Origin of the sequence: Streptomyces sp. NPDC053750 (assembly GCF_044544295.1) — a bacterium.
In the GTDB taxonomy this organism is placed as follows: Bacteria; Actinomycetota; Actinomycetes; order Streptomycetales; family Streptomycetaceae; genus Streptomyces.
This window is the reverse complement of record NZ_JBITXB010000009.1, coordinates 81,434-95,792: the sequence shown is the minus strand read 5'-3', so window position 1 is coordinate 95,792 and position 14,359 is coordinate 81,434. Positions and strand designations below refer to the sequence as shown.

Sequence of the window (14,359 nt, the reverse complement as noted above, 5' to 3'; positions counted from 1 at the left end):
CGCGGAGCGGACGCAGCCACCCCACGCCCTGCCGGCGGCAGCGCCTGCGTGTGCGCGGGGGAGGAGGGTGTGGCTGTTTTACGGTGGCCTGATGCGACATGTGCCGAAATGGGCCTTGGTCTCGTCGGGGTGCGCGCCTGTCCTGCTGGCCGGAGGCTGGACGATCGCGGGGCTGGTCGAGGGACCCACCTACGATCCTGCTGCTCAGACGATCAGCGTACTGGCGGCTGACGGCGCTTCGGGGGCTGCGGTGATGACCGGAGCGCTGGTGGCCCTGGGGATCTGCCACCTGCTCACCGCCTGGGGACTGCGCATGGCCGCGTTCGCCGGCCGTGTGGCACTGGGGGGCGGCGGGGTGGCGGCATTGGTGGTGGCCATGGTCCCGGCACCGAGCAGTGGGGGTTCTCTGCGGCACGGTTCGATTGCCGCGGTGGGATTCGTTCTCCTGGCGGTATGGCCGCTCCTGGCCGCCGTTCGCGGCGGAGCAGCGCCATGGGGGCTGCGGCCCGCACCCTCGATCGCGGCGACCGCGGTGATGGGCCTCGGCGCGGCATGGTTTCTGCTCGGCACGCACCTGCACGGTTCCATCGGTGTCGCCGAACGGTTCGTGACCACCTGTCAGTCCCTGTGGCCCTTCCTGGTCGTCGCCTCCTGCGTCCGGCACCCGATGAACGCCTAGGGACGCGGCTCCGCGCCGAATTACGTTTGCCGACGCTCGAGCGCGCTGCCACGATTGCGGGTGTGATCGATGCCGGGACACCGTACTGCCTGATCGTGACCGGGATGCCGGGAGCCGGGAAGTCGACGGTGACCAGGCTCGTCGCCGAGCGCCTGCCCCGCTCCGCACGGCTCGACGGCGACTTCGTCAGCAGGCTGATCGTCAGTGGACGCGTCGGGGCGCTCGGGGAGCCCGCCGATGAGGCGGCGCGGCAGGTGGAGCTGTGCAACCGCAACCTGTGCACGCTGGCCGACAACATCTCCGACGCCGGCTTCACGCCGGTGATCGACTGGGTGATACCGGACCGCGCGCAGTTGGACTTCTTCACCTCTCTCCTCCCGGCTCGGCAGGTGTTGTTCGTCGTGCTCGCGCCGGGCATCGAGGTGTGCCGGTACCGCAACACCATCCGTGCTCCACGGGAGCGCTTCGACTTCGACGGATACGAAGATCTCGAAGCCGCCATGAAGCGTGAACTCGGCGACAGGGGCTGGTGGTTCGACACCGCGGCCCTCACGCCGGAGGAGACCGCGGACCGCGTCGTCCGGGAGGCAGGCCGCCGCGCCGCGGTGCGCTGACGAGCCGCGGCCGAGTGGGGTCCCTGCTCACCAGCACCGCACCCGCCTCCATGGTGAAATCCCGTTGCCCGCCGGGCACCGGCGATCTACGGTCCGATCATGCTGCCTCCGGTGGAAACGGACGAAGAGTGGGACGTGGTCGTCCCCGACGAGACGGTGATGCGCCCCGGAGCGGAGGATCTCTGCGCGCGCCTGGGCCTCGCCGGCGCACAGCTGACCCGCTTCCCGGACGGGTCACAGCCGGTCTACGCGGTGGACGGCGCACACGTGCTCAAACTGTTCCCCGGAGCCGCCGCCCAGGACGGCGTCGCCGAAGGCCGTGTTCTCACCCACGTGCAGGGACGGTTGCCCGTACCGACACCCCTGGTGCACGACTTCGGCCAGTACGAGAACGGCTGGCAGTACGTCCTGATGTCGAGGCTGCGGGGCGAGAACCTGGCCCACGCCTGGGACCGCGTGCCCCAAAACCACCGTGAACGGCTCGTCACCGAGATCGGCGAGGCCCTGGCAGCGTTGCACGCCCTGGACCCCGAACCCCTCGGGGACGTCCTCGGACCCGGGGACTGGGGCGCCTTCCTGGACCGCCAGAGCGCCGGTGCCGTGGCACAGCAGCACGCCCACGGACTCTCGGCCGCCTGGCTGGAGCAGATCCCCGAGTTCCTCGCCTCGGTTCCGCTGCCTCGTGCTCCGCAGCGCTGCCTGCTGCACACCGAGGTCATGCGGCAGCACTTCCTGGTCGCCCCGGACGGGTGGCGCCTCACCGGGCTCTTCGACTTCGAGCCGGCCATGATCGGTGACCCCGCGTACGACTTCGTCGGCGTCGGCCTCTTCGTCACGCGAGGTGATCCGGAACTGCTGGCCCGGCTGGCCAGGGCGTACGGCCGCGTCTTCGAGCCGTCCGAACTGCTCGCGTACACGCTGCTGCACGTGTACAGCAACCTGCCCTGGTACATGCGAGAGTTGCGCGTACCTGCCGAAGGAACACTGCGTTCGCTCGCCGAGGCGTGGTTCGGCACCGTGTGAGCCCCACCCGTGGACCGCGTGCGCGCGGGAGCGGAGCATGACGGAATACAACGTTGTCGTATCTGTCGTGGCCGCGTCACGATGATGGTCATGGGGAAACCGGAGGGACCGTCACCGCATGAAGCCAGGGACCCTGGCGGCTTCGTCGAGTCGATGAAGCAACTCAAGGAGCGTTCGGGGCTCACCTATCGCGAGTTGGAGGACCGGGCCGCCCGTAATGGTGACGTGCTGGCACGCAGCACGCTGGCCGACATACTGCGACGGACGAGCCTGCCCCGGCCCGAGATACTGGCCGCCTTCGTCCGCGCCTGCGGGGACGGGCAGCGGGTCGGCGCCTGGCTGGACGCCAGGAATCGGATCGCCGCAGAAACCGCGGCCACCCGAGCCACGTCAGCCACAGCAGCTCACTCAGCCACAGCAGCCACACCCATCACGGATCCGGTGACGGACGCCGAAGAGCCCGCGTTCGCGTGGCCGCGCCGTGCCAAGGGCCGCACGTTCGCGCTCACCGCCTCGCTCACCGTCCCGGTGCTCGCCCTGGCCGCCTGGGGGTTGCTCCCCGACGACTCCGGCGCTCCTGCCGCCGACTCCGGCACCCCCGCCCACGGCTGGGTCACCATCCGTCCGGCCCGCACACCCGACCTCTGCTTGACCGACGGACGCGACCGTCGCGGCGCCTACGACAATGCCATCGCCGTTCAACTCCCCTGCGCCCGGGCCACGGTGCCGCGCACCTACCTGGAACCCGCCGGGGAGAACCTGTACCGCGTCCAGTGGCACCACCCCCAGGAGGGGAGAGGGTGCCTCACCGTCATGACCACCGGCCCGGTCAAGGACATGCTCGAGCCCCGGAACGACTGTGCCCAGGGCACCCTGTTCCGCCTGGAGCCCGCCGAGACCGACAGCGGCGGAGGGTTTCGGCTCCGCCCGGCGCACACCAGCCGGTGCATCGGCATCGTCGGCGACGACACCACCGAGGGGGCCGAAGCGATCGAGGAGCGTTGCACCGGCACGGCCGACCAGCTGTTTCTCGTCCGCAAGGACTGATCGGACGCCCAGGGCGCTGGCCACCGCCCCGGCGGACTTGCCCGGACCCGTCGGGCGAAGCATGGTGGAGGCATGGGTGGTAAGGACGGCCCCACACTCATCTCGTCGGTGCAGCGAGCCTTCCGCCTGATGGAGGCGGTGGGTGCGCACGAGGGTGGCGTCCCGGCCAAGCAGCTGGCCCGCGAGACCGGGCTGGCCCTTGCCACGACCTACCACCTGTTGCGCACGATGGTGCACGACGGCTACGTGCGCAAGCTCGACGACGGCACGTTCGTCCTCGGCGAGAAGCTGGACGCCCTGCACGGCGGAAGCCGCGACCAGGCCGCGCTCAGCAGGGTCCGTCCGACGCTCACGGAGCTGCGGGACGGCCTGTCGGCCGCGGCCTATCTGACCTTCTACGAGGACGGGGAAATCCGGGTCGCGGAGATCGTGGACGGACCGAAGGCCCCCCGTGTCGATCTGTGGGTCGGTTTCGAGGACGCGGGGCACGCCACGGCGCTCGGCAAGTGCATCCTGCGCGAGCTGGACGGCGATGCCCGCGCCGAATACCTCTCCCGCCACGTGCTGAACGACCTCACCCCGCGCACCATCACCTACCGTGACGAGCTGCTACGCCGCCTCGATGCCGGCTCCCACGGCCCTGCCGTCACCGATATCGAGGAGTACTCCCTCGGCACCTCGTGCGTCGCCGTGCCTGTCCGGCAGGGCGACACCATCGGCGCGCTCGGTATCTCCCTGCGCGCCAACCGCACCGCCTGTCTCGACGACGCGGTGTCGAGGCTGGTCGCCACCGCGGAGCGCGTGTCCCGGAGGCTCTCGCTCACCATCTGAAAACCGACCCCTTGTGACCTCGGTGCCCTAGCCCGTTTCCTGGATGAGGCGGGCAAAACGGACGCAATGATGAGGGAGCAGCGACGTGAGTGACCAGGGCATCGAAAGGCCGCACGAAACGGTCGGTTACCGCGTGACGAACGGCTGGACGGTCGTCGAGGCCAACGGCGAGATCGACATCGCGTACGCGCCCGTCGTGCGAGCCGCGGTGATCCGGCTCCTCGCCGCAGGTCACCGGCATTTCGTCCTGGATCTGTGCGGTGCCCCCTTCCTGGACTCCACCGGGCTCGGCATGATCGTCGCGGTCACCAAGCGCATCCAGACCCACCACGGGTCGCTGCGGATCGCCTGCGCCGACAAGAGGCTCCTGCGCGTCTTCTCCCTCGGTGGCCTGCGCCCCGTCTACTCGTTCCACGACTCCGCCGAGCAGGCCACCACCCGGCCTCCCGGCGCGGAAGAGCTCGCCGACTGGCCCCACGTGGATCCGGCGGCGCGGTGACCACTTCGCACCTGGGTCCGAGACGGCCGGCCGCACACGCACTGGTTCAGGCCAGTGCGTTCACAGCAGCCGTGAACAGGCGGGGCAGGCGTGCGGCGGCGGGCATGATGTGGGGGGCGAGTACGGGCTGCTGCCGGGCCCGCACCAGGAACTCGGTCAGGAGCCGGTGGCGGCGGGTCGCCCGCCTCCAGTCGGGTTCGTAGCGGCCGAGTGTGCCGCGCCGCAGGTTGGTGACCAGGGCCTCGGCGCCGGCGAGGGCGAGGGCGATGCCCTCACCGGTCAGCGCGTCGATGTAGCCGGCGGCGTCACCCACGAGCAGTACCCTTCCGTGGGCCCGGGTGCGGACCCGCTGGCGCAGCGGTCCGGCGCCGCGCACCGCGGTGACGGCCGCGCCGGACGGGAGGCGAGCGGCCAGCTCGGGAAAGTCCTCGAGGTGGGTGGTGAAGGGCGCTCGCCGGGTCGTCAGCAGGGCGATGCCGACGAGCCGGGGTCCGAGCGGGGTCACGTACGCCTCCGTGTGCGGGCCCCAGTGCACCTCGACATACGGTGACCAGGGGGGCACCGCGTAGTGCCGGCGCAGTCCGTAGCGGGGAGCGCCCCGGGGCCTCGCTTCCAGGCCGAGGGAGCGGCGCACGGATGAGTGCAGGCCGTCCGCGGCGACCAGCCACCGGGCGCGCAGCCCCGTCCCGGGGACGGTCACCCCCGTGGTGTCCTGCCGTACGTCCGCCACCCGCAGGGGCAGTACGGGAACCCCGGCGGCCAGCACGGCCCGGTGCAGCACGCCGTGCAGGTCGGTGCGGCGCGCACCCGTGCCGGGGCCCCGGCGGAACGCCGCCTGGACCTGGCGCGGGCCCTGGACGTAGCGGATGCCGGTGATCGGGTGGCCGGGAACCTCCAGACCGAGGGCGGCGAGGGCGCGCACGGCGCCCGGCATCAGTCCCTCACCGCACGCCTTGTCGACCGGCGCCCGGCGCGGCTCGGCGACGACGGTGTCGAGACCGGCGCGCGCGGCGTGCAGGGCGGTGGCGAGGCCGGCGGGTCCCCCTCCGACGATCAGCAGATCGTGCGCGGCGCTCATGCGGGCACCGCTCGGGTGAGGGCCGCGTTCTCGCAGCGGACACGGACCGCGAGCAGCACCACGTTGGCCACGGTGAAGACCGTGGCGGTCACCCATGCGGAGTGCACCAGCGGCAGGGCGGCGACCTCCACGACGACCGCGAGGTAATTGGGGTGGCGCAGGAAGCGATAGGGACCGGCGCCGACCAGGCGCGCTCCGGGAACAACGATGACGCGGGTGTTCCAGTACGGCCCGAGCGTGCCGATGCACCACCAGCGCAGGGCCTGCGCCAGCAGCACCAGCGCCAGCATGGACCACCCCGGAGCAGGCAGGAACGGCCGGTCGGCGAGCAGGGGTTCGAGCAGACAGCACACGAGCAGCCCCGTGTGCAGAGCGACCATGACGGGGTAGTGGCCGCGGCCGTGCTCCACACCGGCGCGGGCGAGGGTCCATGCGGCGTTGCGCCGGGCGACGACGAGTTCCGCGACGCGCTCGGCGGCGACGGCGAGGACGAGAAGCGCGTACCACGTCATGACAGCCTCACCAGCGCAACAGGACGAGTTCGGAACAGAACCCCGGGCCCATCGCCAGCAGCAGACCCCACGTGCCCTGCGCGGGTCGACGGGACTCCCGGATGCTCTGCAGGATGTGCAGCACGGATACGGACGACATGTTGCCCACCGTCGCGAGCGAGCGCCGTGCGGAGTCCAGGGCCTCGCCGGGCAGCCCGAGGCTTTCGCTCACCGCGTCGAGGATCCTGGGGCCTCCCGGGTGGCACACCCAGGTCCCGATGTCGTCGACGGTCAGGCCGTGTTCAGTCAGGAAGGCACGCACGTGCCGGCCGAAGTGGTCCCTGACGACACCGGGCACACCGGCATCGATCACGACGCGGAATCCATCGGCGCCGATGTCCCAGCCCAGGAGCTGCTCGGTGTCCGGATACAGGCGGCTGCGCGTGGCCACCACGAAGGGCCCGGCGGACGCGTCCGGCCGGGCGGTGCCACCGCCACGGGCGACGAGAGCCGCCGCGCCGTCACCGAACAGGGCGCCGGCCACCAGGTTGGCGCGGGAGTCGTCGCCCTGCTGAAGCGTCAGCGAGCACAGTTCGACGGTGAGCAGCACGGCGGTGTCGTGGGGGTGTCCGCGCAGGTAGTCGTGGACCCGGGCGAGTCCGGCGGCGCCCGCGACACAGCCGAGGCCGAACACGGGCAGTCTCTTGACGTCGGGCCGCAGCCCCAGGCGCCCGGCCAGCCGGGCGTCGAGCGACGGAGCGGCGACGCCGGTGACGGAGGCGCACACCAGCAGGTCGACATCGGCCGCTCCGAGCCCCGCCTCGTGCAGGGCGCCGGTGAGCGCCTCCTCGCCCAGTTCGAGACCCGCCGCGATCCATGCGTCGTTGCTGTGCCCGAAGTCGCCGAGAGCGGCGTACTTCTCGATCGGCAGGGCGAGATGACGCGTACCCACCCCGGCGGACGCGTGCAGGCGGCGCAGCAGGGAGCGGTCAGCCCCCGGGAGCAGGCACAGGTCGCCGATCCGCTCGGTTAGTTCCTTCTGGGTGTAACGGTGCGGTGGCAGCGCGGTGCGGACGGCGGCGACGGCGGTCGACGTGGCGGGCACGGCTGTGCCGGGCAGCACCTCGGGCGGGGCGGGAGCCTGATCGACGATCACGGGGACACGCATGTCGTCCATCCCTTCCTCGGCAGGGAATCCGATTACCGTGCGCACGTGTCTCTCCACCCGTCTGGGGTTGTCCCCCGCACGCACCACCGTGTCCCTGCGCTGCTGCGTTCCTGTCATCCGGAGCCGACGGTCGCCGTGACCACGTTCGTGACGGTCCTGGCCGTGGTGGCGGGTCGCGGGGCGGCCGGGTCGGTGGCCGTGGCCATGGCCGTGCTGGCCGGTCAGCTCTCGATCGGCTGGTGCAACGACGCGGCCGACGCGCAGCGCGACATGACCTGTGGGCGCGGCGACAAGCCGGTGGGCACCGGCGAACTCCCGTGCCGGGTGGCGGCCGCCGCGGCCGGCACGGCCCTGGTGGTGTGCGTACCGCTGTCGCTGCTGAGCGGGGCCGCCGCGGGGGCGGCCCACCTGGTGGGCGTGACCGCCGGCTGGACGTACAACCTGCGGCTGAAGCACACGGTCCTGTCACCGCTTCCTTATGCCGCGGGTTTCGGCTCGCTGCCGGCCTTCGTCACGCTCGGTTCACCCTCGCCGGCCTGGCCTCCCTGGTGGGCGGTGACCGCCGGGGCCCTGCTGGGTGTGGGAGCCCACCTGTCGAACGTGCTGCCGGACATCGAGGACGATCTCGCGACCGGTGTGCGCGGGCTGCCCCAGCGGCTGGGCCGCCCGGCCTGCCGATGGCTGGCGCCCGCCGTCATGCTCACGGCCGTGGGCGTACTCGTCGCGGGACCGCCCGGGACGGTCGGAGTCACGGGATGGGCCGTGGCAGCGGCGGCCGTACTCGTCGCGGTCGCGGGTACGGCCGTGCGGGCGGAGGCCGGCAGCCGATGGCCGTTTCGGGCGGCGATCGCAGTGGCCGGCATCGCCGTGGCCCAGCTGCTGCTCCACGCCTCGGACATGGTCGTACCGCCCGCCTAGCAAGCGGTGGACCGGGCAGGGCCTGTGATCAGGCCGGCGCCCGCTCCCCGCGCCACCGGGAGCCCAGCCACCCCACACCCACGAGCGCGGTGACGACTGCGAGAACGGCGTACGAGACGGTGTACGAGGCAGCGGAGGCGAGAGCTCCGGCCGCCAGGGCGCCGAGCCCCGTGCCCGCGTCGAAGCCGACGTTCCACGCCGTGCCGGCGGACGACCGCGCCTCCTCGCCCGCGGCGGTGAAGGCGTGGACCAGGGTCAGGTTCTGCAGACCGCCGTAGGAGACGCCCAGGACGAGCATGCCGACGATCAGAAGGACCATCCTGGTCGTGTCGGTACCGCTCGCGGTCCCCAAGCCGATGGCGGCGAGTCCGGCGGCGCCGGCGAAGAGGAGCGGTGCGATCGCCGGGGCGGCGCCCCTCCGGTCCGCGAAGCCACCGAAGGCCCAGCGGCACAGGGCCGAGGTTCCGGTGAACACCAGGAGCGCCAGGTACACCGTGGTCGGGTCGGGGGACAGGCTCGGGGTGAAGGTGAGCACGGCGCCGCCGGCCGAGGTGATCACGAGCAGCGCGGCGATCGGCCCCGTCAGGGCGCGGCGGAGCCCGGCGGCGTCGCGCCGCCCGGCGGCCCGGGCGGCCGGCCCGGCGGACGGGCGGTCCACGGTGCGCAGGGCGCGGGTCCAGGGCAGGGCGAGCGGGATCGCGAGCAGCGGAACGACGGCGAGGGTGAACACCAGCCAGTACCCGACCCCTTCGACGAGCCAGGGCGCGACGGGGATGAGCAGGAACTGCGGGGCCGCGACGGCCAGTCCGTAGGCTCCGACCGCGCGGCCGCGTCGCGCGGGCTCGACGAGCGCGGCGACGCCCATGGCACCGCAGACGGTGATGATCCCGAAACCGAGACCGCGCACCGCCGCGAGCGCCGTCACCGCCCACACGTCGTCGGTGAGGAGATGCGCCGGCGAGGGAGCTCCGAGCAGGCACGCCCCGAGCGTGAGCGTCCAACGCCAGCCCAGGCGTCCGAGCGCCCGTCCCACCAGCAGTTGGGCGACCACGGTGCAGAGCATCATCACCGCGTTGACCGTGCCCGCGCCCAGTTCGTCGCCCCCGCCGTCGAGCACCCAGAGGGGAGCGACCGGCATCAGCAGGGCTGCTCCGGCGAAACCGAGCGCGGTGGAGCCGAGCAGGGCAGGCATTCCAGGTGCCCGCCAGACCGACCCGGAAGCGGCTTGGCGGCCTCGCACATCGTTGGTCTGTCCATCCAGCATCGGCAAACGGTATACCAAGCCTTTCCTTCCTGCCGAGGAGCTCCCACCGGACGTCGGCTGCGCCCGAAAGACCGGTATTTGCGCCCGAGTTGGCGAGGCGTGCCCTTGCCTACGCGCAGCCCCGCGGCCGGCAGCCCACGCCGGTTCGACAACGCAGCCGATCTCACCGCACCGTGAGAGACACACGCGCTCGGGACCGAGTACCGGCAAACCCGCCACACGGGACCGCGCATCCCTCACGCAACGCCCCGTGGACCCCCGGCCCACCTATCTCCCACCCCACCACCGAGCACCCGGCACTCCACGACCGATCACCACGAGCCCTCCGATCACCACGAGCCCCACCACCAGCCCGGCCGCAACCACCCGCCCCAGCCCGAACTCCGCCCCGGCCACCGGAACCGCCGCGGCAGCCGCCACCAACCCGGCCCCCACACAGGCCCCGACCGCCTCGCCCCACACCCGTGCGGCCCCACGTCCCTCTCTCCACGGCCACGTCTCACTCGTCACGAGATACGCCACCAACAGCACCACCACCCCGGCCCCCTCCCACCACGCCGGATCACCGGTCGCCGCGATCACCACCACGCCCCCGGCCAGCACCGTCGTCCGGTGCCGCAGCAGCAGGTGGGACCGGTGCGCCGACTCCAGCGACGGCCGCCGGTCCACCGCCGGCGCCGCCCATACGGCGAAGACGACCGCGCAACCGAACAGCAGCGCCTCCCGCACCCCGGCCACCGTCACCCAAGGCCGCCACGCCATCACGACGGCCGCCGTACCGAGCACCCGCACCGGCACGGTCCCGACGAGGTACCGCACGTGCTCCCGGAAATCCACCCGCACCTCGAGCGTCGTCATCGCACGCGCCCCCGCCCCCCGATCCGCCCCGACAGCAACGGCGCCAACGCCAGGTCCAGCGACTCACCCACGACGTGCCGCAGCACCGGCACCCCGCTGTCCCGCAGGGCGAACCGCATCGCGTCCCGGTCCGCATGCCACAGGCGCAACCCCAACTCGCCCGCCACATCTCCGGGTTCGACCTGCGGGTCCCCGCTCGGGATCTCCACGACGACCGGCCGGCGACCCCGCCCCTGAAGATCCCGCAGCACCTTCAGCATCCGTGCGTCGCTCAACGGAGTGAACACGTAGACGAGCGCCCCCTCCGGCAGCGCGGGCGGCGGCAGCCGATCGAGCCCGGCCCCGTCGAACCGCTGGTCCTTGCGGACGTCGAGGACGCTTTCGACGATGCGGTAGAACGCCGCATCCCCCGTGCCCGGCGCCAGCCATCGCGTGGTGCCCCCGGTCGAGACGACCCCCACCCGGTCGTGGGTGCGCAAGTACGCCCGGGCGAGCCCGGCTGCGGCCCGCACCGTCTCGTCCAGGGACGACACCCCGGTCGCCGGGTCGACCACGTCCCCGAACGCATCGATCAGCATCACCGTGTCGGCGGCCCGCTCGGCCGCGAACCGGTGCAGCTGTACGGCCCCGCGCCGGGTCGTCGACGGCCAGTGGATGCGCCGCTGCCGTTCCCCGGGCACCCACGGCGCCACTCCGATGACCTCGACGCCTTCTCCGGCCTGCGGCGAGGCGTGCTCACCCAGCCGTTGCGGCAGCCGCACCGGGATCGGCGTGAACCGGGCCTGCGTGGCCTTCGGGAACACGGACAGCTCGGTGGCCTCCACCCGTACCGTGCGGCGCACGGTGCCCCCGGCGTCGTACACGTCGAGGTCCACCGGGCCGAGCGACCAGCGCCCCCAGCGCAGCGCGGTGTGGCGCAGCGTCACCGTGGACGGGCCGACGACGACCTCGTCGAGCCGCAGGCCCGGGCCGAGCGTGACACCGGGGTCGAGGCGGACGGCGCCACCGTCGTGGGCCACCGTGATGCGGACGGTGACGGTGTCGCCCTCGAAGCAGCGGCTCGGTTCGACGGTTGCCGACGTCTCGATCCGACGGGCGTACGAGCGCGGCAGCGCCAGCGCGAGCAGCACGAGCGGCGCCGCCGCGAGCGCGAGCAGCCACGCCCGGCCGGTGAGCAGGGCGGCCGACGACGCGACGACGGCGACGGTCAGCAGGCGCAGCGTCCGCACGCTGGGGCGTGGCCGGCCGGGCGGCGGGGGCGGCGGCTGCGCCGGGGAGGTGCGTCCCTCCAGGGCCCGCACCACGGCGGCGCTCGGCCGGGGGTCGGGCACGGGGGCGGGCACGGTCACGACGGCACGGCGGCCGTACGCCGCGTGGACGGCGTACCGACACGGTCGACGATCTCGCGCAGCACGTCGTCCGTGGACACCTCGCGCACCCACAACTCCGGCCGCAGTGACACCCGGTGGGCCAGCGCGGGAACCGCGAGGCTCTTGACGTCCTCCGGGACGACATAGTCCCGGCCGTCCAGGACGGCGCGTGCACGCGCGAGTTGGACCAGGGCGAGTCCGCCGCGCGGCGAGGCACCGATGCTGATCTGAGGGTGCTCGCGGGTCGCGCCGACGAGCGCGACGGCGTACTCGAGCAGGTCGTCGTCGATCTCCACGCGCTCCACGACGGCCCGCCAGGCCACGACGTCGGCCGGCCCCGCGAGCGTGTCGAGCACCGCCTCGGGCGCGGCCCGGTCGATCCGGGCCCGCAGCATCGCCAGCTCCTCGCGGGCGTCCAGGTATCCCATCCGCACGCGCAACTGGAACCGGTCCAGCTGGGCCTCCGGCAGAGAGTAAGTCCCCTCGTACTCCACCGGGTTGGCGGTCGCGATGACCAGGAACGGATCGGCGAGGCAGCGCGTCTCGCCGTCCACGGTCACCTGCGACTCGGCCATCGCCTCGAGCAGCGCGGCCTGTGTCTTGGGCGGCGTCCGGTTGATTTCGTCGGCGAGGAGGAGATGAGTGAAGACCGGGCCGGGGCGGAACACCATCTCGCCGGTCCGCTGGTCGTACAGCGGCGCCCCGGTGACGTCCGACGGCAGCAGGTCGGGCGTGAACTGGATCCGGCGGAAGTCCAGGCCGAGCGTGGTGGCGAAGGACCGCGCGAGAAGCGTCTTGCCGAGCCCCGGCAGGTCCTCGACCAGGACGTGCCCGCCGGCCAGCACGGCCAGCATCACCTGCTCGAGGGCGTCCGACTTGCCGACGACGGCACGGCCGATCTCGCGCAGTACGGCACCGGCCTGTTCGCCGACCTGCTCGGCGGTGCGGGGCTGAGGCGTGGAGGGACTCGTCACGTCGCTTCTTCCTTGTGAGTACGGGGAGTACGAGTGCGGGGGACACGAGCGTGGGGCGTGCCCAGTTCTTCGAGCCGGTCGACGAGGCGGCGCAGTACGTCGACGGGAACGTCGCCGTCGGGCCCGGTGCCGGGCGGCTCGAACCCCAGCCACGGCCACAGCTCGGACCCGATCAACTCGGCCACACGCTCCGGCTGTTGGTCGAGCGAGACATGGTGGTGCTCGGCGAGCACGGCGGCGTACAGCCGGCGCAGTTCGGGCCGGAGCACCGCGCGGTAGTAGAGGGCGCCGTCGGGTCCCGTGGCGGTCCGGATGTTCCGTCGCCACTCGCCCATGCCCGGCGCCCGCGTCCGCAACAGCCGTACCTCGTCCCGCCGCCCGGAGTCGAGGGCGCCCGCCCCGGCGACGTACCGGGTGACGATCAGCGCCGCGACGACGAGTACCGTCACGACGGCACCGGCCGCCTCGGGACCGTCGACGAGCAGGACGAGCAGCACACCGGAGCCGGCGACCGCACCGCCGAGCAGACCGAGTCGGCGCAGCGTGAGCAGGTCCCGTTCCGGTGTCCCGTCCACGGCCCGGCTCACCGCCCGGCCTCCCGGTCCTGGAGCAGGGAGGCGATCTCCTCCAGGGCGTCGGCCGCGGCATCACGATGCGGGGTGCCCATCGGGTGCGAGGAGTAACGGGCCTCGCGGAACAGCGCGGTGAGACGCGGCGCGGCCGGGCTCGGTGCGAGTCCCGCGCCGGCGGCACGGGTGAGCAGGTCGGCGGGGCTGTCGGAGGCGCGCCGCTGCACACCGGAGGCGACGAGGGCGTCCTCCATCGCGGCGTAACAGGCGATGACGGCCGCCCGCGCGTCACCGGTGTCGGCCAGCGCGCGACGACCCGAGCGCACGGCGGACAGGAGCAGCCGCGCATCGTCGTCCTCCGACGGGGTGCCCGCGGGGCGGGGGCGCTGCGGCACCCTCAGCCCGTGCCGTCGCAGCCGCCGTACGAGGGCCACCGCGACGCACACGAGGACGACCGCGGCCAGCAGACCGAGCAGGAGGTACAACGGCAGGGACGAATCGTGTCCCGAACCCCCTCCGGACCCCGGCCTGTCCAGGTCCGGCGGCGTGGAGGGCGGCGGTGGGAGGCCCACCTCCGGGGTGGGCCGTGCGCTGCGGGGGTCGAACCGGTGCAGGACCAGGGCCAGGACGCCGATGACGCCCGGACCGGCGAGCAGCAGCGGCACGGCGGCCTGCCGCAGCCGCTCCTCGCCCGGTGACAACGCGGTGCGGTCGGCGCCGATCCGCGGGCGCAGGCGCTCGGTGGTGAGCATGACGCCCACGGCCCAGGCGATCGACAACCCGATGGTGACGAATCCCCAATGGCCGAGCGGCCCCTTGCCGGAGTGCAGCAGCTCTTCGGCGGGGCGCAGCACGAGCGCGACGACGGCCAGCGCCCCCACGACCCCGGCGGCGACCACCGTCCCGGGCACCGCCCGGTGCCCCCTCCGTTCCCCGTGCCCCATGCCGTCCCCCGCTGGACCCGTGCCCGAACGCC

16 protein-coding genes are annotated in these 14,359 nt (G+C 73.0%); 7 read left to right on the top strand and 9 right to left on the bottom strand.

Features of this window, described 5'->3' with window-relative positions:
• Window positions 1-91 precede the first annotated feature (91 nt).
• From ACIGO6_RS24910 to ACIGO6_RS24885, 6 genes are all read left to right on the top strand, one after another.
• Window positions 92-679 (top strand): DUF998 domain-containing protein, encoded by a 588-nt coding sequence (locus tag ACIGO6_RS24910; RefSeq protein WP_399880081.1) that lies wholly within the window; start codon window positions 92-94, stop codon window positions 677-679.
• Window positions 680-741: 62 nt separating this feature from the next.
• Window positions 742-1,293, top strand: coding sequence for an AAA family ATPase (locus tag ACIGO6_RS24905; RefSeq protein WP_399879644.1), 552 nt, complete (start codon window positions 742-744; stop codon window positions 1,291-1,293).
• Between the two features lie 99 nt (window positions 1,294-1,392).
• Window positions 1,393-2,316: an aminoglycoside phosphotransferase family protein gene (locus ACIGO6_RS24900; protein WP_399879642.1), complete on the top strand. Its 924-nt coding sequence runs from the start codon at window positions 1,393-1,395 to the stop codon at window positions 2,314-2,316.
• A 153-nt stretch (window positions 2,317-2,469) separates the two neighbouring features.
• Window positions 2,470-3,363, top strand: a complete 894-nt coding sequence (locus ACIGO6_RS24895) for an XRE family transcriptional regulator (protein ID WP_399879640.1) — start codon at window positions 2,470-2,472, stop codon at window positions 3,361-3,363.
• A 72-nt stretch (window positions 3,364-3,435) separates the two neighbouring features.
• A complete protein-coding gene (locus ACIGO6_RS24890; RefSeq protein ID WP_399879639.1) occupies window positions 3,436-4,194 on the top strand; it encodes an IclR family transcriptional regulator in 759 nt (252 codons plus the stop codon).
• Between the two features lie 85 nt (window positions 4,195-4,279).
• Window positions 4,280-4,693, top strand: coding sequence for an STAS domain-containing protein (locus tag ACIGO6_RS24885; RefSeq protein WP_399879638.1), 414 nt, complete (start codon window positions 4,280-4,282; stop codon window positions 4,691-4,693).
• A gap of 46 nt (window positions 4,694-4,739) precedes the next feature.
• Here ACIGO6_RS24885 and ACIGO6_RS24880 read toward each other — a convergent pair whose 3' ends face one another.
• From ACIGO6_RS24880 to ACIGO6_RS24870, 3 genes are read right to left on the bottom strand one after another with little or no spacing between them, the layout of a single operon-like run.
• On the bottom strand, window positions 4,740-5,771 hold the full coding sequence (locus ACIGO6_RS24880) for an NAD(P)/FAD-dependent oxidoreductase (RefSeq protein WP_399879636.1): 1,032 nt from the start codon (window positions 5,769-5,771) through the stop codon (window positions 4,740-4,742).
• Complete coding sequence (locus tag ACIGO6_RS24875; protein ID WP_399879634.1) at window positions 5,768-6,283, bottom strand: isoprenylcysteine carboxyl methyltransferase family protein; 516 nt, start codon at window positions 6,281-6,283, stop codon at window positions 5,768-5,770. The genes ACIGO6_RS24880 and ACIGO6_RS24875 overlap by 4 nt, the downstream gene beginning before the upstream one ends.
• A gap of 7 nt (window positions 6,284-6,290) precedes the next feature.
• A complete protein-coding gene (locus ACIGO6_RS24870) occupies window positions 6,291-7,430 on the bottom strand; it encodes a type III polyketide synthase (RefSeq protein WP_399880078.1) in 1,140 nt (379 codons plus the stop codon).
• Window positions 7,431-7,475: 45 nt separating this feature from the next.
• On the opposite strand from ACIGO6_RS24870, the gene ACIGO6_RS24865 reads away from it, so the two are divergent.
• Window positions 7,476-8,348, top strand: coding sequence for a UbiA family prenyltransferase (locus ACIGO6_RS24865; protein ID WP_399879632.1), 873 nt, complete (start codon window positions 7,476-7,478; stop codon window positions 8,346-8,348).
• 28 nt (window positions 8,349-8,376) lie between these two features.
• On the opposite strand, the gene ACIGO6_RS24860 is transcribed toward ACIGO6_RS24865, so the two are convergent.
• The 6 genes from ACIGO6_RS24860 to ACIGO6_RS24835 form a co-directional block, all read right to left on the bottom strand.
• Entirely contained in the window at window positions 8,377-9,612 is a 1,236-nt protein-coding gene (locus ACIGO6_RS24860) for an MFS transporter (RefSeq protein ID WP_399879630.1), read from the bottom strand.
• A 267-nt stretch (window positions 9,613-9,879) separates the two neighbouring features.
• Window positions 9,880-10,470: a hypothetical protein gene (locus ACIGO6_RS24855; RefSeq protein WP_399879628.1), complete on the bottom strand. Its 591-nt coding sequence runs from the start codon at window positions 10,468-10,470 to the stop codon at window positions 9,880-9,882.
• Entirely contained in the window at window positions 10,467-11,813 is a 1,347-nt protein-coding gene (locus ACIGO6_RS24850) for a DUF58 domain-containing protein (RefSeq protein ID WP_399880075.1), read from the bottom strand. The genes ACIGO6_RS24855 and ACIGO6_RS24850 overlap by 4 nt, the downstream gene beginning before the upstream one ends.
• Window positions 11,814-11,815: 2 nt before the next feature.
• Window positions 11,816-12,814 carry an AAA family ATPase gene (locus ACIGO6_RS24845; protein ID WP_399879626.1) on the bottom strand — a complete coding sequence of 333 codons (999 nt, stop codon included), beginning with the start codon at window positions 12,812-12,814 and terminating at the stop codon, window positions 11,816-11,818.
• Window positions 12,811-13,401 carry a hypothetical protein gene (locus ACIGO6_RS24840; RefSeq protein WP_399879624.1) on the bottom strand — a complete coding sequence of 197 codons (591 nt, stop codon included), beginning with the start codon at window positions 13,399-13,401 and terminating at the stop codon, window positions 12,811-12,813. Before ACIGO6_RS24840 ends, ACIGO6_RS24845 begins: the two co-directional genes overlap by 4 nt.
• Entirely contained in the window at window positions 13,398-14,294 is an 897-nt protein-coding gene (locus ACIGO6_RS24835; RefSeq protein WP_399879622.1) for a DUF4129 domain-containing protein, read from the bottom strand. The genes ACIGO6_RS24840 and ACIGO6_RS24835 overlap by 4 nt, the downstream gene beginning before the upstream one ends.
• Window positions 14,295-14,359: the final 65 nt, after the last annotated feature.

Excerpts from the sequence above, each read along its gene's own strand:
- ACIGO6_RS24860 (WP_399879630.1), bottom strand. The coding sequence starts at position 9,612 with ATGCTGGATGGACAGACCAACGATGTGCGAGGCCGCCAAGCCGCTTCC.
- ACIGO6_RS24855 (WP_399879628.1), bottom strand. The coding sequence starts at position 10,470 with ATGACGACGCTCGAGGTGCGGGTGGATTTCCGGGAGCACGTGCGGTAC.
- ACIGO6_RS24870 (WP_399880078.1), bottom strand. The coding sequence starts at position 7,430 with ATGCGTGTCCCCGTGATCGTCGATCAGGCTCCCGCCCCGCCCGAGGTG.
- ACIGO6_RS24880 (WP_399879636.1), bottom strand. The coding sequence starts at position 5,771 with ATGAGCGCCGCGCACGATCTGCTGATCGTCGGAGGGGGACCCGCCGGC.
- ACIGO6_RS24890 (WP_399879639.1), top strand. The coding sequence starts at position 3,436 with ATGGGTGGTAAGGACGGCCCCACACTCATCTCGTCGGTGCAGCGAGCC.
- ACIGO6_RS24895 (WP_399879640.1), top strand. The coding sequence starts at position 2,470 with ATGAAGCAACTCAAGGAGCGTTCGGGGCTCACCTATCGCGAGTTGGAG.
- ACIGO6_RS24900 (WP_399879642.1), top strand. The coding sequence starts at position 1,393 with ATGCTGCCTCCGGTGGAAACGGACGAAGAGTGGGACGTGGTCGTCCCC.
- ACIGO6_RS24910 (WP_399880081.1), top strand. The coding sequence starts at position 92 with ATGCGACATGTGCCGAAATGGGCCTTGGTCTCGTCGGGGTGCGCGCCT.
- ACIGO6_RS24875 (WP_399879634.1), bottom strand. The coding sequence starts at position 6,283 with ATGACGTGGTACGCGCTTCTCGTCCTCGCCGTCGCCGCCGAGCGCGTC.